The sequence below is a fragment of the Halomonas sp. SpR1 genome, assembly GCF_031010175.1.
Lineage (GTDB): Bacteria > Pseudomonadota > Gammaproteobacteria > Pseudomonadales > Halomonadaceae > Vreelandella.
This window is the reverse complement of sequence record NZ_JAUAMB010000020.1, coordinates 30,913-49,993: the sequence shown is the minus strand read 5'-3', so window position 1 is coordinate 49,993 and position 19,081 is coordinate 30,913. Positions and strand designations below refer to the sequence as shown.

General features: G+C 54.9%; 16 protein-coding genes. 3 read left to right on the top strand and 13 right to left on the bottom strand.

Features of this window, described 5'->3' with window-relative positions; all coding sequences use genetic code 11:
* Nucleotides 1-50: 50 nt before the first annotated feature.
* From QT231_RS14725 to QT231_RS14715, 3 genes are read right to left on the bottom strand one after another with little or no spacing between them, the layout of a single operon-like run.
* Nucleotides 51-1,070: an SIS domain-containing protein gene (locus QT231_RS14725; RefSeq protein WP_308337606.1), complete on the bottom strand. Its 1,020-nt coding sequence runs from the start codon at nt 1,068-1,070 to the stop codon at nt 51-53.
* Entirely contained in the window at nt 1,070-2,173 is a 1,104-nt protein-coding gene (nagA, locus tag QT231_RS14720; protein WP_308337605.1) for an N-acetylglucosamine-6-phosphate deacetylase, read from the bottom strand. Before nagA ends, QT231_RS14725 begins: the two co-directional genes overlap by 1 nt.
* A gap of 8 nt (nt 2,174-2,181) precedes the next feature.
* Nucleotides 2,182-2,916, bottom strand: coding sequence for a GntR family transcriptional regulator (locus QT231_RS14715; protein ID WP_308337604.1), 735 nt, complete (start codon nt 2,914-2,916; stop codon nt 2,182-2,184).
* Nucleotides 2,917-3,171: 255 nt separating this feature from the next.
* On the opposite strand from QT231_RS14715, the gene QT231_RS14710 reads away from it, so the two are divergent.
* Complete coding sequence (locus QT231_RS14710; protein WP_308337603.1) at nt 3,172-5,112, top strand: exoribonuclease II; 1,941 nt, start codon at nt 3,172-3,174, stop codon at nt 5,110-5,112.
* A gap of 88 nt (nt 5,113-5,200) precedes the next feature.
* Here the strand turns inward: QT231_RS14710 and rfbC are convergent, their stop codons facing one another.
* From rfbC to QT231_RS14675, 7 genes are all read right to left on the bottom strand, one after another.
* Nucleotides 5,201-5,749 carry a dTDP-4-dehydrorhamnose 3,5-epimerase gene (gene rfbC, locus QT231_RS14705; RefSeq protein WP_308337602.1) on the bottom strand — a complete coding sequence of 183 codons (549 nt, stop codon included), beginning with the start codon at nt 5,747-5,749 and terminating at the stop codon, nt 5,201-5,203.
* Nucleotides 5,750-5,752: 3 nt separating this feature from the next.
* Nucleotides 5,753-7,099 (bottom strand): NAD(P)-dependent oxidoreductase, encoded by a 1,347-nt coding sequence (locus QT231_RS14700; protein WP_308337601.1) that lies wholly within the window; start codon nt 7,097-7,099, stop codon nt 5,753-5,755.
* A 7-nt stretch (nt 7,100-7,106) separates the two neighbouring features.
* Nucleotides 7,107-7,883 carry a glucose-1-phosphate cytidylyltransferase gene (rfbF, locus tag QT231_RS14695; RefSeq protein ID WP_308337600.1) on the bottom strand — a complete coding sequence of 259 codons (777 nt, stop codon included), beginning with the start codon at nt 7,881-7,883 and terminating at the stop codon, nt 7,107-7,109.
* Between the two features lie 15 nt (nt 7,884-7,898).
* Entirely contained in the window at nt 7,899-8,999 is a 1,101-nt protein-coding gene (locus QT231_RS14690; protein WP_308337599.1) for an NAD-dependent epimerase/dehydratase, read from the bottom strand.
* A gap of 544 nt (nt 9,000-9,543) precedes the next feature.
* Nucleotides 9,544-11,166: a methyl-accepting chemotaxis protein gene (locus QT231_RS14685; protein ID WP_308337598.1), complete on the bottom strand. Its 1,623-nt coding sequence runs from the start codon at nt 11,164-11,166 to the stop codon at nt 9,544-9,546.
* A 211-nt stretch (nt 11,167-11,377) separates the two neighbouring features.
* Nucleotides 11,378-12,478, bottom strand: a complete 1,101-nt coding sequence (locus QT231_RS14680) for a PHB depolymerase family esterase (RefSeq protein ID WP_308337597.1) — start codon at nt 12,476-12,478, stop codon at nt 11,378-11,380.
* A 69-nt stretch (nt 12,479-12,547) separates the two neighbouring features.
* Nucleotides 12,548-12,964, bottom strand: a complete 417-nt coding sequence (locus QT231_RS14675) for a CopG family transcriptional regulator (RefSeq protein WP_308337596.1) — start codon at nt 12,962-12,964, stop codon at nt 12,548-12,550.
* A gap of 201 nt (nt 12,965-13,165) precedes the next feature.
* On the opposite strand from QT231_RS14675, the gene QT231_RS14670 reads away from it, so the two are divergent.
* Both QT231_RS14670 and QT231_RS14665 read left to right on the top strand, forming a co-directional pair.
* On the top strand, nt 13,166-14,284 hold the full coding sequence (locus QT231_RS14670; RefSeq protein WP_308337595.1) for a glycosyltransferase family 1 protein: 1,119 nt from the start codon (nt 13,166-13,168) through the stop codon (nt 14,282-14,284).
* Nucleotides 14,262-15,287 carry a lysylphosphatidylglycerol synthase transmembrane domain-containing protein gene (locus QT231_RS14665; RefSeq protein WP_308337594.1) on the top strand — a complete coding sequence of 342 codons (1,026 nt, stop codon included), beginning with the start codon at nt 14,262-14,264 and terminating at the stop codon, nt 15,285-15,287. The genes QT231_RS14670 and QT231_RS14665 overlap by 23 nt, the downstream gene beginning before the upstream one ends.
* Before the next feature lie 75 nt (nt 15,288-15,362).
* On the opposite strand, the gene sucD is transcribed toward QT231_RS14665, so the two are convergent.
* The 3 genes from sucD to lpdA all read right to left on the bottom strand — a co-directional run bounded on the left by sucD (nt 15,363) and on the right by lpdA (nt 19,020).
* Nucleotides 15,363-16,235, bottom strand: coding sequence for a succinate--CoA ligase subunit alpha (gene sucD, locus QT231_RS14660; protein WP_308337593.1), 873 nt, complete (start codon nt 16,233-16,235; stop codon nt 15,363-15,365).
* Nucleotides 16,235-17,401: an ADP-forming succinate--CoA ligase subunit beta gene (gene sucC / locus QT231_RS14655; RefSeq protein WP_308337592.1), complete on the bottom strand. Its 1,167-nt coding sequence runs from the start codon at nt 17,399-17,401 to the stop codon at nt 16,235-16,237. The genes sucD and sucC overlap by 1 nt, the downstream gene beginning before the upstream one ends.
* A 179-nt stretch (nt 17,402-17,580) precedes the next feature.
* The gene (gene lpdA, locus QT231_RS14650; RefSeq protein ID WP_308337591.1) at nt 17,581-19,020 is read right to left on the bottom strand and encodes a dihydrolipoyl dehydrogenase; all 1,440 of its coding nucleotides are present in this window, start codon (nt 19,018-19,020) and stop codon (nt 17,581-17,583) included.
* Between the last annotated feature and the right edge of the window lie 61 nt (nt 19,021-19,081).

Below are 19,081 nucleotides of genomic sequence, written 5' to 3'. Positions count from 1 at the left end.
GGGGAAACTCCCGCGTTGTCTTTATTATGAAGCTATTGATTTATTTATCTTTACAGAGTGCAGGTGACCTTATTTAGGTGCTGGGGGCGATCCGGGTCACTGCCTCTGGCCGCCGCTAAGCCGGCCACCATGATGTAGAAGCTCTGGATGACAGATAGCGGCTGCAGAGCCTCGTGGCCTGCCTCCACCACCGTTAATTGGCGCTCAGAGACGTTCTCATCGGCGGCTAACAGAACGCGAGCACCAATGCTTTCAAGCCACTCGGCTAACGCCAGCAACCCAGCCTGCTCTGGCCCTGGAGGCGCAAATATCAGCACTGGATAGTCGGGGCCAATCAGTGCCATGGGGCCGTGGCGTACTTCGGCGCCACTGAAGGACTCGGCCTGAATAGCGCAGGTCTCCTTGAACTTAAGCGCCGCTTCCTGGGCCACCGCCAAGCCTGCGCCGCGACCAATGACCATAAGTCGATCAACCCCCTGCAAGGCCTCAATGGCGGGGGCCCAGTCCTGATCCAGAGCGCTTTCCAGGCGTCCTGGCAGTTCATCCAAGGCACCCAGCAAGCGGCGATCCTCATTCCAGTGGCCAATCAATTGGGCCATGGCGGAGAGCGTGGTCAGATAGCTTTTAGTGGCTGCCACACTCTTCTCTTCGCCTGCATAGAGCGGAACCTCATTGTCGCTAGCCGCGCTCAAAGGTGACTGTGGCGTATTAATCAGCGCTAGTGTTTGAGCGCCAGCGGCCGCCAGTGCTTGCTGAGTGGCGACCAGATCAGGGCTCTGCCCCGACTGAGAGACCGCCAAGGCCAGTTGCCCTCTAACGCGCCAAGGCGCCTTGCTCAATGTGGTCAGGGAGGGCGGCAACGAGGCTACCGGGATGCCGCATTGCTGCATGCAGAGATAGGCAAAGTAGCTGGCAGCATGATCGGAGCTGCCCCGGGCTACCGTCACTACGGCAGAAGGCGGCGTCTGGCGCAGTTGCTCGCCCAATGCGGCCAGGAGGGGGGCATTACGCTGCAACTGACCACGAATACGCACCGGCGCGTTGCGGGCTTCCAAGAGCATCTGGGACATCAGGCATCTCCTTGAATGGCGCGGCCTTCGACGAAGACCGCTTGGAGTTGGAGCTGGGGATCAAGAACAATCAGGTCAGCTGAGGCGCCTTCCTGAAGGCGACCAATACCGCTAATACCCAGGAAATCCGCCGGGTAGCGAGAGAGGCGATCGGAGGCCTCGGCCAGAGAGAGACCTAGGGAGACCAAATTGCGCAGCGCCTGATCCATAGTTAGCGTACTACCTGCCAGGGTACCGTCGGCTAGCCGCACGCCGCCTAGGCACTTAGTGACGGTGTGCTCCCCCAGCCGATAGTCGCCATCAGGCATACCCGCTGCGGCCGTCGAGTCGGTGACCGCATAGAGATTGGGGATACAGCGAAGGGCTGTACGAATGGCGCCTGGGTGGACATGTAACAGGTCAGGGATCACTTCGGCGTACTGAGCATGAGCCAGCGCCGCGCCCACCATGCCAGGCTTGCGATGATGCAGGCCAGTCATGGCATTGAACAAGTGAGCGAAGCCACTAGCACCGTGGGCCAGGGCCTCGACGCCTTCTTCGTAGCTTCCCAATGTGTGACCTAACTGCACCCGTACACCGCGCTCGCTAAGGTGGTGAATCAACGCCAAGTGGCCAGATAACTCTGGGGCCAGAGTGATCAAGCGAATCGGCGCCAGCGCACAGAGTTCGTCCAACTCCTCTGTTATTCCAATTCTTGCATAGGCTGGCTGGGCGCCCAGCTTGCCTGGGTTAATGTAGGGCCCCTCCAAATGCACGCCCAACACCTTGGCAGCTTGGGGTACTGGTGCTTCCATATAGGCAGCGACTTCGCGCAGTGTCCGCCTGATATGGGCGTCTGGCGCCGTCATGGTAGTAGCTAGCAGCCGCGTGGTTCCAAAGCGCACATGGGTGCGAGCCAAGGTAGCCAGTGCCTCGCCTCCCTCCATGACATCTGCACCGCCACCACCATGCACATGTAAATCGATAAAGCCGGGCAGCACGCGGGGATGTTCATTGGTGTCGGGATCTACCGGATCGCCGCTAATACGACTGATACGCCCCTCCTCCCAGTGAATTTCTCCCAATCGCCAGCCCTTGGGGGTATAAAGATTACCGAATTGCATAGCGTCTCCTAGCGAGTCAGCTCGACCATAAAGTCGTAGTAATCGGTGCGGCAGTAAGTAACCGTGAGCTCTGCTGGCGTGCCATTGGCTAAGTAGCCTAGTCGAGTAATCTTAAGCAGCGCCTGCCCCTCGGCTACTTCAGCGAGTGCCGCTAGCTCTGCGTCCGCATTGATGGCTGTGACGTGCTGCAGAGCTCGAGTCACTGATTTACCGCTGGACTCCAGTACCGCATAGAGAGACGTTTCTACTGACAGAGGATCGGGCAGCACTGAGACAGGTAGACAGCTATCTTCTACCGCCATCACCACATCATCGGCCAAGCGTAAGCGCTTCAGGCGCGAAACTTGGGCATCGGCCCCCAAGCCAAGACGCATGCTCTCTTCCGCATTGGGATTTGCAAGCCTGCGCTCTAACCATTGAGAACTTGGCGTAAAACCGCGCTGAGTAAGCAGCTCGGTGAAACTCACCAACCGGGTTAACGACTGATTGAGACGCGGCGTAATGAACGTTCCGGAACCGCGACTACGACGAATAAGCCCCAGCTCAGCCAGACAGTCCAAAGCCTTACGCGCGGTAATACGAGAGACATTGAGGGTATCGGCCAAGTTGCGCTCTGAAGGCAGCGCCTCACCGCTCTCCCAAGTGCCAGTCTCAATGGCATGCTCCAACTGGCGGGCCAACTGTTGGTAAAGAGGTGTCGCGCCCTTAGGGTCAAGGCGCAGCTGGGTAAAGCGTGAATCCATGGATCTCTCCTGAAGACAAACAAGACCAATTAGATACCAATATAGTCAATAATTAATACCATTCAAGTACCAATAATCCACGAACATGTTTTGGTAGGGACACTTTCTTCATTTAATAAGGAGATGACACGACTGGCAGAGGGGATGTAGGTTATTGATAAATTGAGATCAAAGAGAACTTCCCATGGTGACAATTGGCGCAGCCCTTGGGAATCCGTATAGTGGCACCCTAACTCTCGCCAACTGATTGAGCTCATGCTTCAGAACAACGCCATGCTTGCCCAGCTCAAGCAACAGATTCGTCAAACCACCCCCCGTGCTGAAGGGGTGATCAAAGCCACCGACAAAGGTTTCGGTTTTCTCGAAACCGACGACGGTGAATCCTATTTCGTGCCGCCGCCCGCTATGAAGCAAGTGATTCATGGTGATCGCGTGGAAGGTGTGATTCACGAAAACGGTGACAAAAAATCCATTGAGCCGGAAAAGCTGATCGAAGCTGGGCTGGATCGGTTTGTCGCCCGCGTGCAGAAGCGCGAAGGCCGCCTGGCCGTCGTGCCTGACCATCCGTCGATTAAAAATGTTATTAAGGCGCGGATTAAGAACAGCCTTGATGAAGACAGCATTGCTGACGGCGACTGGGTGGTTGCCCGCTTGGTACGCCATCCGCTAAAAGCCGACGACCGCGCTTTCTTTGCCCAGATTGATGAGCTGGTTGCTAAGAGCGATGATCCGGCGGTGCCGTGGCGCGTAACGCTTGCCCGCCATGCGCTGGAGCAAGAGTGCCCCGATGCGGGCACCGACTGGCCGCTGATGGATGAAGGCCTGACGCGCGAAGATTTAACCGCAACGCCCTTCTTCACCATCGATGGTGAGAAGACCCGCGATATGGACGATGCGCTGCACGTCGCGACCCGTTCTGAAGGCGGCTGGCAGTTGAGCGTAGCGATTGCCGATCCCACGGCTTACGTGGCAGAGGGCCATGCGGCGGATTTAGAAGCCCGTACCCGCGCCTTTACCGTTTATCTGCCGGGCCAGAACGTCACAATGCTGCCGGAGCAGTTAGCGGATGATCTCTGCTCGCTGTGGGAAGGCAAAGAGCGCCCCGCGCTGGCCTGTACGCTGGATATCAATGCCGACGGCAGCCTGGGCGATTACCGCTTTTTTGCCGCCAACGTTAAATCCCACGCCAAACTCGCCTATGACAGCGTCTCCGACTGGATCGAGGGTCAAGGCGACTGGGCACCCGCAGATGAGATCGCCGAGCAGCTCACCGCGCTGCGCGATTTGACCGAGGCGCGCACCGCCTGGCGTAACGAACACGCCCTGGTGTTTAAAGACCGCCCCGACTACGTGTTCGATCTCGATCCCGCCGGTAATGTATTGGCGGTGCGTACCGAAGAGCGTCGCATTGCCAACCGCATGATCGAAGAGTCGATGATTGTGGCCAACGCCTGCTGCGCGGATTTCCTGGCCCAGCATATCGGCCACGGTATCTTTAACGTGCACCGCGCCTTTGAGCCGGAGAAAGCCGAAGCTGCGCAAGAGTTCCTGGCAGGCCAGGAGATCGTGGTCGAGCGCGAAGCATTGACCGAGCTTGCCCGTTACACCGAGCTGAAGCGGGCGCTGGAAAGCCGCGATGACGCCTGGCTGGATGCGCGCCTACGCCGTTTCCAGGGCTTCACCAGTATGTCGGCCCAGCCCGGCCCGCACTTTGGCCTTGGCCTGGCTGCCTACGCCACCTGGACGTCGCCGATTCGTAAGTATGGCGATATGGTCAATCACCGCTTGATCAAGCGCGTGCTGAAAGGCGAGCAGGCACCTGCCGAAGCCACCCAGCAGCTGACCGAGCAGCTGACCGAGCGCCGCCGCCTGAACCGTATGGCCGAGCGCGATGTGAAAGACTGGCTCTACGTGCGTTACTTAACGCCCTCCGCGCAGAACCAGGACACCTTTGAGGCCGAAATCATGGCCATCAACCGTGGCGGTATGCGCGTTCGACTGCTGGAAAATGGCGCGACGGCGTTTGTACCTGCCCCCTTGATGCACAGTGACCGCAGCAAAGTGGTCATTGACGATAAAGAGGGGCGTATTCAGATCGAAGGCGAAGAGCGTTACAAGCTTGGCGATCCGTTACGCGTAGTGCTGACGGAAGCGCGAGAAGAGACCCGTTCGCTGGTGGCAAAGCCTGCTGATTGATGGGGCGTCTAGCCATGCATTACCTAAAGGGGCCGCGATCACGCTGCCCCTTTTTTAGTGCGTTGCACGCAACTGGCGTCGCTAACAGTTAAAAAAGCGCTTCGTCTCGCTCACTGATTAAGGGCCAGTTAGCGTCTTTTTCAGATACCACCGTGGGCGGAATGGGCCACTCGATGGCAAGGCGTTCATCGTTATAGCGCAAGCCACTTTCAGCTTTGGGGTGATAAGCCGCCGAGACAAGATAGCTGACTTCAACATCGTCGGTCAGCGTCAGAAAGGAGTGCGCAAAGCCTGGCGGTACATAAAGCTGGTGACGGTTTGCATCGGATAATTCAAACAATTGGTGATGCAAGTAGGTTTCTGAGTCTTTACGGATATCCACGATGACATCGACAATCGCGCCTCGAATGCAGCGTACCAGTTTGGCTTCGGCATGGGGCTGGCGCTGATAATGCAACCCCCTTAGAGTGCCTCGCTGAGCCGAGAAAGAGGTGTTCTGCTGAACAAAGTTACTCAGCAGGCCATGGCGCTCAAACTCCGCATGGCACATGGTGCGGGCAAAAAAACCGCGCTCATCACCATGTGGCTCAAGCGCTATCAGGCGGGCATCCTTGAGGTTCGTTTGATGAAAAAGCATGTTCTACTCCGTGAAAGTAGTCGCGACACCCGATATCGACTCCAGGGCAAACATGGCTTCCTGTTCGGCATACAGGCGGTCGATCAAGCGCCCTGGCGGTATATGCACATCATTAAAGGTCAGCGCCGCATCCTTTTCCACATGGTTCACTAGCTGGCAGCCCAGCGCTAGCCCAATAGGCAACAGCCGCTCCCTACGTATTACCTCGATGTTTTCCGCCACCCCATAGACTTCAAAACCGCCGAGCTCTTCGATGGTCTCGCCCACCTGCAAGGTCTTCTTGGCTATGGCGATGACCCCAACACTTGGGCCCTCTAAGGGAGATAACACCGGATCACGGAACAGCACGGCGCGGGCAACGGAGGTGGGTACTTCGAAATGGCAAAGGTGATAAGGCGTTGTGAAGCAGTAATACGGCCCCTCGCCCAACTTGTAGAGTTCGAGATAGTGCCGCTGGCGTGGGCTATCGATAGTTCCCAGCACAAATACGCCCGGCCCTGGCCGCGCTCCAACAACATAATCAACCAAACCCGGCCCCTCTGGGTTCAGGTAGGGCTCAAATGCTGACACCGCCTGCTCGATGGGCACTAAGGGCCCACCGGCTAGGCCACCAGAGAAATCAGGGCCCAGCATGCCCCGCTGTGCCACTTGCATACCGGTGCCGTTGGCAATGATCGCCTGCTCGAACGATATTTTGGTGCCATCCGCAAAAGAGGCCACCATTGCCGGTTTTTGCCCCCAGCGTTTGGCAAAACTCTCCTGCGTAGCGGGGTTACGATAGGGGTCATGCAAACCTTTAATGTTGCCACACAGCACCGGCTTAATACCTAGCCCAGCAACAAACCGATAGAGATTCATCTGCACACCAGGCTGGTCGCCATCAGCAAAACTGTAGACAACCCCTGCCGCATCGGCTTTCGCTTTTAAGATAGGGCCGATCGTACCGTCGAGTTCTGCATTCATTTGGATAACGTCTTTACCGCTTTCCAACGCCGCCAGGACAGCATGCGCCGCGAACTCCAATGAGCCGGTAACTTCAATGATCGCATCCAGCCCTTCAGCGCGCGCCAGTGCCACCGCGTCCTCAGTGACTGCTGGTCGCCCAGCCGCAATTGCCGCTTCAAGTTCCTGCTGAGTCTCACAGGCGACTGGCTCAATCTCAGCTTGCTGGAAGACATTGACCGCGGCATCGAGATGGCGGTTGGCAATGGCACAAAGTCGCATTCCGGGCGTCGCGGTCATAATCTGCAGGGCGATACCGCTAGCTTGAAACCCCGCCCCGACCATCCCCACTCGAATGGGATGACCTTGCGCCTCTCGTTTAGCAAGCGCGGTATCAACAATAATCATCGATGGTTCATTCCTTCCAGAGCTTCCAGGGGGCGCCTTCTGCCCAAGCGGTCTCGAGCACCATTCTGTCTCTCAACGTGTCCATGCTTTGCCAGTAACCGTTATGATGGAAGTAGCCCAATTTACCCAGTTCAATCATCCGGTTCATGGGCTCGTTTTCCCATACGGTCTGGCTATCATCAATCATCTCGAACACTTCCGGGTTACAGACGAAAAAACCGCCATTGATCAGCCCTCCGTCTATTTCGCCCTTTTCACGAAATCCCTCTACCTGGCTATTGCCCTCTTTCAAACGCAGCGCGCCATATCGGCCCGGCTGCGTTACTGCTGTTAGGGTGCACCAATTATTCGAGGCCAGATGTGAGTCAATCAGCGCATTAATATCTAGATCACTTAACCCATCGCCATAGGTCAAACAGAAAGGCTCGCCTGCCAGGTAGGACATGGCCTTCTTGAGCCGTCCTCCGGTCATGGCATCGGCACCGGTATCCAGCACGGTAATTTTCCAGTCATCATTGACACTCTGAAGCCAGTCGACGTTGCCTGTCTTCAGGTCAATGGTGTAATCGACGCGATTGCCGCGATAATTGAGGAAATAGTCGCGGATGTACTCCACCTTATAGCCACCTAGAACGATAAATTCCTTTAAACCGTGATGGGCGTACATCTTCATGATGTGCCAAAGAATCGGCCTACCACCCACTTCTACCATAGGCTTGGGGCGAATCGCAGTTTCTTCACTTAAGCGCGTTCCAAACCCTCCCGCGAAAATTGCGACTTTCATAGTCAAGCCTCCGTTTCAGGCCTCAAGGTTAACGTGGGTAGTAACGGGCAAAGCACTCGGGGTAACTGCATCGCACCTTTGCCAGCGCAGGCTTTCAGATAGCCGTCCCGCAGCAATATGAGCCTGTAGCGCATGCAGACGCATATAGCGCGAGGCGCGGAACTGGGCATCCGAAAACTCCATGCTTTTGAGCCCATTGATCAACCCCCTGATCGAATCCAAAAGCGTCATTTGCGGTTGATGCTCGGGGGCTAACTTGGCAAACAGACTGAAATCCACTTGATAGGAACGGCTGTCCGCGGGGGCTTGGGTGTTGATACTCAGCGTGGTGCCGGGAACCGCTTTGGCCACTGCGGTGGCTAAGTCTCGCACTTGATGATTGCGTGCGTTCGAGCCGGTATTGATATTGAGGATGCGCCCGCCGTTTTCAGGCTTGCGCTGTACTGCCCAGTCGACAGCGCGGGCCATGTCGGAGACGTCGATCAAGGGCCGCCAGGGAGATCCATCGCTAAGCACACTAATATGCTGCTGGCTCAGGGCTCCAGCGACGAAATCATTGAGCACCAGATCCAGCCGTAAACGTTCTGACATTCCGCAGGCAGTCGCAAAGCGCAAACTGGTAATCACCATGTCGCCCGCAATGCTCGCCAACGCCTCTTCAGCGGCTATTTTCGAGCAGGCATAGGCGGTAACAGGAGCCACGGGATCTAATTCACTGCGCGGAGCTCCTAAAGCGACGCCATAAATGCTGCAACTTGAGGCGAAAACGAAGTTTTCTACCCCCGCTTGAGCCGCCGCCTTGGCAATACTAACCGTCGCTTGCTGATTAACCTCATCGGTCACTGCGGCGAAACGATCCCCCATGGGGTCATTGGAAATCGCCGCCAATTGAACCACTGCCGTATAACCCTTAAAAAAATTAGCCGGGATATCTCGCACATCCCCCATAAACTGTTGGTCGAGATAACGCTCTGGAAGAAGCTCGGCCCCCGTTAAACAGTGTGCGAAGTAGGCAGTGTCATACCCATGAAGCGTGGCGGATGGGTGACGCAAGGCTAACTCCCGTACCACAGCGGGGCCAACATAGCCCATGTTCCCCACGATTAAGATTTTCAAAACACCACCTCATTAATGATTAACATCATTATTATAAAATTTTTATTTCTCTTAATTAAACATTAAAACCCAACCACTACTAATAACTATCCATTTAACAGCGATCTATCTAACAGCTATTTATTACTAGCCATTAACTAATTATTTACCCACGTGCCTATTTACTAATCATTATCAAAAACAAACAACGGCACCAGACACTCACATTTTGAAACAAAAACAATACCAAAACTTACATTAAAAATAAGAGACGGCACTTTTACTGTCAAGAGTAGAGGCGGTTTAAAAATCTAGTCTGGAGTACTATTTTTTTCATCCGACAACACGACAAAAGGAGTGACTTTTCAGACACTCCTTCTTTTTTCAGCGGTAGGTTTTATATAAATCCTGCCTATAACCTGACTGTATCCGGATCAAGAATGAAGAGCGTTTAAGCTTAGGAAGAGATCTGCTTGCTGATGGCCCAGCCGCGGTTAAACTTTACTAGGCCATGACAAATGACAACAGCGCCCTTAAGGCGCTGCTGCTATCAACTTATCCTGGATTAAAACTCTGCTTGTCTTGTCTTTGAGGGCAAGGCCTTTGCGGGTTTGTATTCTGAAGCCTTTTTCACGATAGCTTCATCTATTTGAAAGGCAGCCACCAGCTCGCGGAGACGCCCAGCCTGATCTTCCAAGGAAAATGCGGCGTTAGTCGATTGCTGAACCAGGGTACTGTTTTGCTGAGTGGTAGAGTCCATTTCAGTAATAGCCGTATTGATCTGCTCGATACCACTACTCTGCTCCCGAGTGGCAGAGGATACCTCGACCATCAACGTAGCAAGGCGCTGGATCACCGCTTCCGTCTCACCAATAGTGGCAGCTCCTCGCTCCGCTTGCTCAGAACATAGCTTTATTTTGCTACGCGTATCATCGAGCATAGTGCGAATCTCACCGGCTGACGCGGCACTGCGGCTTGCCAACGCACGAACTTCTGTCGCTACTACCGCAAACCCACGGCCTTTATCACCAGCCCGCGCCGCTTCAACAGAGGCGTTTAAGGCCAGGATATTGGTTTGAAACGCAATGGTATCGATGGCCTCGACGATCTTATCCATGCTAAGCGATGCGGCGGTCACTTCGCGCATTAATTCCACGCTATGGGAGACTTCTTGACCACCACTTTGCATCTGTTGCGACGCATTATGAGCCAGCGTATCAGCCTCTTTGGTTGAGTCGCTATTCTGACGAACCGTTGCCGTCATCTCCTCCATGCTTGAAGCAGTTTCCTGCAAGGCCGCTGCCTGCTGCTCAGTACGAGCGGCAAGCTCTTGCCCACCCTGAGCAATCTCATTGGCTCCGTTCAAGACACTCTCGCTAGAGTCACGTAGTGATGCAACCAGGGTAGTGAGCGCTTGACTCATTTCAGCCATAGAGGTTAACAACTGTGCTGTTTCATCACGACCTGTGGCTACGATATCGTGTCGCAGATCTCCTTCTGCAACGCGCTGGGCAACCTCAACGGCTCTCCGCAAAGGCAGTACAATACTACGCGTAATGGCAACGGCTAGTCCCAGCGCCATCAACAAAGCCACCCCCGCGAAGATACACAGCTGCCAAAGGGCTAAACGGTACTCAGCGTTTATCGCTTCATTAGCAATTTCAACGTTCAAGTCCGCTACCAGACTGATTTCATCAGCCAATTCCGCCAACCGATAGATGCTTTCTTTATGTTCACTAAACGCCTGATTAGCTTGCGCGGCATCAGAAAGACTGCCTCCCTCAATCTGTCGATACACCTGCATGAAGCCCTCCTCATACCCCTGAAGAGCGCTTTGAGCCTGTAGATAGAGAGAATCTAAACTATCTTGATCCGCAAGTTCTTCTCCCTCCTGAAAGGCAGTCCGAATTGCCTCTATGGACGCCGCCCAACTTTGCTGATCCTCTGCCCGTTCGGGACTGTCGATCTTGATAAATACATCCTTTTCAAAGCGCCGTGCAAGCAATGCCAACCGCTGAATCTCAGCCGCATTGCTTGCCAGGGCCACATCCGTGTCCAAGGTTTTTTGAGCCGTATCTTTAGTGACGGTGATACCTACCACCCCCGCCACTAACGTCCCCAAAAGAAATAGCGAGACCAAACCAAAAGCCAGCGCTAAGCGTGTGCCGATCTTGAACCGTGAAAGCATGGAAACTTCCTAATAAGTAAGAGAGGTATGGTTATCGGCACCAAAAACATAACCTTTAGTTCTATATGCATACAAAAGATTACTAATACACGCAATGTATTAACTTTCATTAGCACTAATAATGGCTACTCCTCGCGATATATTTTCTTGACGCGTAAAACACTCAGTATGCTTTAGTTTGCTACTACTGCTACGCAGCAGACCGACGGTGTTACCGACGATGTTGCAAAAAGAAACGCAGCATCTCTTTGGTGGCATCGGGGCCTTTCGGGTCGGTATAGCTGCCTTTCGTGCTGCCTCCTGACCAAGCATGGCCCGCCCCATGGATACGCCACTGCTCTAAACATGGCTTACCTGAAGCATCACGGTGGGTGGTACAGGTGTAGCCGTGGCCATTGACGACCTTCCCCTTCTCTACCGTCTCCCCTGCTTGACGCGATGTACTGTACTGGGCTCCCACACTATCCGCGTTACTGGGATGCACGGTCGTGTCACGGTCGCCATGAAAGATAATCGCTGGAACGCCCGACGCCCATCCGGCTTCTTTGGTTTTATTCCCGCCCCCCAGGGGCCCGGTACCGCCCTGCATCACCCCTAAAGCATCGGGGAGGCTCTTGGCCACTCCGTGGGGCAGGCCAGAGTGCACGCCCACCGCGGCAAAGAGATCCGGGTAGGTCATTGCCAGTGTGGTCGCCATGGCTGCACCTGCCGAGAGCCCTGCCACATAGACACGGGTAGCATCGAGCCCATAGGTGTCGATGATCTGGCGAGTCATGCCCGCCAAAATTGCCGGCTCACCGCCCTCGCGCTGCTGGTCTTCAGCCTTGAACCAGTTCCAGCACTTGGAGTGGTTTGCGGTCATCGGCTGAGCAGGATAAAGCACGCAACACGGCTGCTCTTCGGCCAGTCGGTTCATTTCGGTGCCAGCAGCGAAATCGTCAGGATTCTGCGTGCAGCCATGCAGCATAACCACCAGTGGCAACGCTTGCCCGTGATAGCCGCTAGGCACATACAGTTTATAATCACGCGTGCCTACTCGATTGCTGAAACTACCCGCCGTAAAGGCGCCCGTAGCAGATCGTGCCTCCGACTCAGGCTTCGTTACCGTGTCTTCTTTACCAACAACCTCCCAGATCCCATCGAAGGTATTGCCGCCCTGGTAAACATTATTCGGCGATTCTGAACGTCTAGTTTCTGTACTTCTCGCTTCGGGCACGCTGCCCTGGAGGAGGGCCATGGCCTCGTGCAGTTTTCCCGCGCGCGTGAGCCGCGTCGCTTCTTCCATTCGTTTCGACATAGCGGCGTCGATCATGATTAATATCCCTATTTAATGATTCAGTGGTGGCCAGTTGAGAGGCCGGTAGCTGTTTGCTGGCGTGCTTCAGTGAATGCGATCCGCTAGAGCGGCCTTAACCGCTTTACTGGCATTTAAAGCCCCCAACACCACCACCGACTCGATAGTGGCAAGGGCAAGCTCCGGTGTTACATCGTCGGCAATACTGGCCATGCCCAACACCTGAATCTGCAACTTTTCCCCTGCCGACTGTAAAGCCTCCAGATCCGAGCGACTGTAGTGCTCAAGCCCGAGTACAAACGACTTGCGAGTAACCGTCTCTCTGACGACATCAGCATGTTTCGCCAATTGATTGCGAATGGCTGTTCGGATCAGATCGGTTCGGTTGGAGTAGAACCCTTCCTGTACCAGCAGATCGATCTGCCCCAGATCAACCACGCCCAGATTGATAGTGATCTTCTCGCTGGAGTCGCCGCCCTTGCGGCGCAGTTCATGCACGCTCATGTGTGAAGCCTCGTTGTGCTCGTCATTGAACATCTCATTGGCACTATAACACTCAAATAGGCTCCACATACCATCCATATGGATGGTATTTATACTATCTTAGCTTTAGAACTAGCCCAGCGCACCGGTTCAGGTGTCGTCGAACTGACTTATTTCTCCTTTATGGTGAAACGATGACACTTTGTAGGGTTGGAGGTTAGCTTGCACATTGCCGATGTGACGATGTTTCATGCCCCCGCCAGCGGCGGCGTGCGTACCTATTTGCAGGCCAAGCATCGCGTTTTTTCGCGCATTCCTCAGTTGCGTACCAGCCTGCTGGTGCCGGGAGCGGAGCGCGATAGTTTGGGCGACCATCACACCTTACCGGCACTACACCTGCCCCTGGGCCAGGGCTACCGTTTTCCGCTACGTAGTTCACCCTGGCGCGATACCTTGATTGCTCTAAGGCCTGATCTGATTGAGGCTGGCGACCCGTACGTAACGGCATGGGCAGCGCTGGCCGCGGGTCAGCGGCTCGGCGTACCGGTGGTGGGCTTCTATCACTCTGATCTTCCGCGCTTGATGGGGGATCGCTTTGGGCGCTACGTTGAGAAACGCTTAACCCACTATGTCACGACACTCTATAGTCAGTTTGATAGCGTACTGGCCCCCTGTAACGCCATGGCGAACCGCCTGCGGGATTGGGGCATCGATAACGTTCGCGTTCAGCCATTGGGAGTCGATTTGGCACAGTTTAATCCCCAGCAGCGTGACCCTGCTTTTCGCCAAGCCATGGGCATACCCAACGACAAAAAGCTACTGATCTTTGTGGGGCGTAACTCCCGCGAGAAAAATATTGACGTACTGCTGGCGACGATGCGCCAGTTAGGCAGCAATTTCCATTTGCTGCTGATGGGGCCCGGCATGCCGCACCAGACACCCAGCAATGTCACCATTGTCGACCGCTGCTGTGGCGCCCACGAGGTGGCCAAAGCCCTCGCCAGTAGCGATGCGTTGCTGCATGCTGGCACCCGCGAAACCTTTGGCTTAATTGCCCAGGAAGCCATGGCCAGTGGCCTTCCGGTAATAGCAGCAAATGCGGGCGCGCTGGCAGAAAACGTGCCGTTGGGGGCGGGCATTTTATGTAAGCCGCTTGACCCGACGGCCATGGCTGAGGCGTGTGTGGCGCTGTTCAGTAATGATATTGCTGCCAGCGGTCACTACGCGCGCCGCCATGTGGAGCGCCACTTCAACTGGGATGGCGTTATGCATTCACTGCTTGAGCACTATCAGCATCTTTGCCACGACAGCCAGCCGTATGCACTCAACCAACACCACTAATCGTCACCAGCTACTCAAGTGGCGCCCCATCCATAGCGTAATGATTGCCTTGGCGCTGATGGCACCACTGGTGCTTACCGCCTGGCTGGGCGGCGCAGAGGCGTTACAGCGGGTAAAGCAGTTTCCACTCGAACTGTTGCTATTAATGCTTTTGTTAGCGTTTCTATGCTGGAATTTTAATGCGATGAGAATGCGCTTGATGCTGGATGGTCGAGCCGGCAGGCTAGGTCAGCGCGGCGCACTGGGTATTGAGCTGGCGTCCAAGTTTGCGCTATGTGCCACCCCAGGCGGCAGCGGTGGCCCGGTCACCCTACTGATGCTGCTTGCCCAACGTGGCTTTCCGCCTGCCAAGGGCGCGGCAATGTTCCTGATTGATCAAGGCTGTGACCTACTGTTCTTCCTGGCGATGCTGAGCGGTCTGGTGCTGTTTTCGTTGCTAAGCGACACCCAATGGCCACATCAATCTTTAGTGCAGTGGGCACTGGCCGGTTTAGCCTTTATGGCCACATTGATGATTGTGGTAATGCGCTATTTACCTAGCCTATTGCGCTCAACCAGTGTGAACACGCCCTGGCCAAGCCGCTATCGGCGACGCTGGCTGGCACGGCGCCTTTTACGCTGCCGGCATGCATTAAAGGTGACGCTTGAGCTGCCCCGCACTACGCTGTTCGCGATGCTACTACTGACCACTATGCATTGGCTGATGCGCTATAGCTTGCTCTATTTAGCAGTGCTGGGGGTAGGCGGCCATGCAGATTGGATGTGGACGTTTCTAACCCAAATGCTGGCCATGGCTGCCAGCCAGTTCAGCTTTCTGCCCGGCGGCGCAGGTGCTGCGGAGGTGGGCGTGGGGACGCTATTGCTGCCGCTGATGGAACGCGAACAAGCCGCTGCAGCGGTACTGGTATGGCGTTTGGTGAGCTACCATCTTTATCTAGCGGCGGGCGCACCGCTGTTTATTTTATATAGCTGCCGCATGCTGCACCGTTCACCCACTCCATAGCAATATTTAATGACCTGGAATGAATAAGGGCGCCCCTAGGGGCGCCCTTATAGCGTGCAGCAGAACGTCGATGGCTTACCAGCCAGTGACTTGTTTCAGCGCGTCGCCGATTTCAGCCAAAGAACGCACGGTTTTGACACCGGCGTCTTCAAGAGCAGCAAACTTCTCATCAGCAGTACCTTTACCGCCAGAGATGATGGCGCCCGCATGGCCCATACGCTTGCCAGGGGGTGCAGTCACACCGGCAATGTAGGAAACCACAGGCTTGGAAACGTTGGCCTTGATGTAAGCCGCCGCTTCTTCTTCAGCCGTACCACCGATTTCACCGATCATGACGATGGCTTCGGTTTTCGGATCCTTCTCGAACATCGCAAGGATGTCGATGAAGCTAGAACCCGGGATCGGGTCACCGCCGATACCAACACAGGTAGACTGACCGAAACCGTGATCAGTGGTCTGCTTAACGGCTTCGTAAGTCAGGGTACCCGAACGCGATACGATACCCACGCGACCCGGCTGGTGAATGTGCCCCGGCATGATGCCGATTTTGCATTCGCCCGGAGTGATAACACCCGGGCAGTTCGGGCCAATCAGGCGAACGCCCAGCTCGTCACACTTCACTTTGGCTTCGAGCATATCGAGCGTAGCGATGCCTTCAGTGATACACACAATCAGCTTGATACCGGCGTTAGCCGCTTCCAGGATTGAGTCTTTACAGAACGGTGCCGGTACGTAGATAACGCTGGCTTCCGCGCCGGTTTTCTCGACCGCTTCTTTCACGGTGTTGAAAACGGGCAGGCCGAGGTGCTCCTGGCCGCCTTTACCCGGTGTAACACCACCGACCATTTGCGTACCATAGGCAATCGCCTGCTCGGAGTGGAACGTGCCCTGGCCACCGGTAAAGCCCTGGCAGATGACCTTGGTGTTCTTATCGATCAGGATGCTCATTACTTGCCCTCCGCCGCTTTAACGACCTGCTGAGCCGCGTCGGTCAGACTGGTAGCCGCGATGATGTTCAGACCGCTAGACGCTAATTTCTCAGTGCCCAGCTCGGCGTTGTTACCTTCAAGACGTACAACAACCGGTACGTTGACACCTACTTGCTCAACGGCACCGATAATGCCTTCAGCAATCATGTCACAACGTACGATACCGCCGAAGATGTTGACCAGTACGGCTTTAACATTGTCGTCAGAGAGGATGATCTTGAACGCTTCTGCCACGCGCTCCTTGGTAGCGCCGCCACCAACATCCAGGAAGTTAGCTGGCTTGCCGCCGCTCAGGTTGACGATGTCCATGGTACCCATGGCCAAACCTGCGCCGTTAACCATGCAGCCGATGTTGCCATCAAGCGCGACATAGTTAAGTTCCCACTTCGCCGCATCGGCTTCACGCTGGTCTTCTTGAGACGGGTCGCGCATGGCCTGCAGATCGGGGTGACGGTAAAGCGCGTTGCTATCCAGACCCAGCTTGGCGTCCAGGCAGTGCAGGTTGCCTTCTTCGGTCACGACCAGCGGGTTGATTTCCAACAGGGCAAGATCTTTCTCGTGGAACAGCTTGGAAAGACCCAGGAAGATCTTGGTGAACTGCTTGATCTGGTCGCCTTTCAGGCCCAGCGCAAAGGCTAGCTCACGCGCCTGGTACGGCTGTGCGCCGACCAGCGGATCGATTTCAGCTTTAAGAATCTTTTCCGGTGTCTCTTCTGCAACCGTTTCAATTTCTACACCACCTTCGGTAGAGGCCATAAAGACCACACGGCGGGTAGTACGGTCGACAACGGCACCGAGATACAGCTCGTCGGCGATATCAGTGCAGGTTTCAACCAAAATCTTGGCAACTGGCTGACCTTTTTCATCAGTCTGGAAAGTCACCAGGTTCTTACCCAGCCACTGCTCAGCAAAAGCTTTGGCTTCAGCCGGGTCTTTAATCAGCTTAACGCCACCCGCTTTACCACGGCCACCGGCGTGCACCTGGGCTTTAACCACCCACATGTCACCACCGATTTTTTTGCAAGCCTCTTCGGCTTCTTCGGGAGTGTCGACTGCAAAGCCTTTAGACACTGGTAAACCATAATCGGCAAACAGCTGTTTACCTTGATACTCGTGAAGATTCATCGATTCATGCCATTGGTTGCATGTGACTCGAACGGTGACCAGTTTTCTTTTAAGAACCGTCTTACAAGAACGGTCTTAAAAGAGCTGGTCACCCCCGTTCTTTCGATCTTTGTGGATTAAGACAAAGCCGAAAGTTTGCGCCACCTTTAAAAGGTGGCGCTTCGTTGTTGCTGACTGAATTACTTACGCTTCTTACGATTGGCCATATGAATCGCGTGGCCATCGACAGCAAGCGCTGCTTCGTGAATTGCTTCAGCGGTCGTTGGGTGGGCATAGCACGTCAATGCCAAATCCTCAGCGCTGGAGCCGAATTCCATGGCAATCACACCCTGGGCAATCAATTCGCCAGCGTGTTGACCCACAATGTGCATACCGAGAATACGGTCAGTTTCCGCATCGGCAATGATCTTAGCCATGCCATCTGAAGCATTATTGGCAAGCGCCCTGCCATTGGCTGCAAACGGGAAAGAGCCCGTTTTAACCTCAATTCCAGCAGCCTTGGCTTCCTGCTCGTTAATACCGACCCATGCCACTTCTGGTGAGGTATAGATCACGCTAGGGATGGTGTCGTAGTTCATCTCGGCTTTATGGCCTGCAATAATATCCGCCACCATAACACCCTCTTCAGAGGCTTTATGCGCCAGCATCGGGCCGCGAACACAATCGCCGATAGCATAAATGCCCGGTACGTTGGTACGGCACTGGTCGTCAACAAAGATAAAGCCTCGCTCGTCCAGCTCAACGCTAACGCCGTCGTCAATTACGCCCTTGGTGTATGGGCGACGACCAACACAAACGATGAGTTTATCAAAGGTCATCTCTTGTTCGCCGTTGGCATCAGTGTACTTCACAACGACTTCTTCGCCTTTGACTTCAGAACCGGTAACGCGTGCGCCGAGTTTGATCTCCAGGCCCTGCTGCTTGAGCAGCTTCTGGGTCTCCTTGGCGATAGCGGTATCCACCATTGGCAGGAAGGTGTCCATTGCTTCAAGCATAGTCACTTCACTGCCCAGGCGACTCCACACACTGCCCAGTTCGAGACCGATGACACCTGCTCCAATCACGCCCAGACGCTTAGGTGCTTCGGTAAATTCAAGCGCACCACTAGAGTCAACGATCAAGCCTTCGGTCATCGGAGTCGGCGGGATTTCAACCGGCACAGAGCCCGCTGCGATAACGATGTTGTCAGCGTCATAAGTGGTTTTTTCACCATCATGACCAGTAACCTCTACCTGCTTAGACGCTACTACTTTACCGGTGCCTTCAAGGGCGGTAACACCATTGGCTTTGAACAACGCACTAATACCACCGACGTTCTTGGCGATGACCTGATCCTTGAACTCAAGCATCTTGGCGATGTTCGTTGACACATCGCTGATCTCAATACCAATCTCGGCGTAATGGTCACGGGCCTCAACAAACTTGTGCGAGGTTTCCAGCAAGGCCTTCGAGGGAATGCAGCCCACGTTTAGGCAAGTGCCACCGTGAACCGTCTTACCTTCCTTGTTAACCCATTTTTCGACACAGGCCGTTTTTAGGCCCATTTGTGCTGCGCGAATGGCGGCGACGTAACCACCAGGGCCGGCACCGATAACGATCACATCAAACTTATCAGCCATGTTGGCTCCTTTAGCTTGCTGGCCTCCCCCCGTTATTGACCAAAACCGGGCGAGAGGCTGT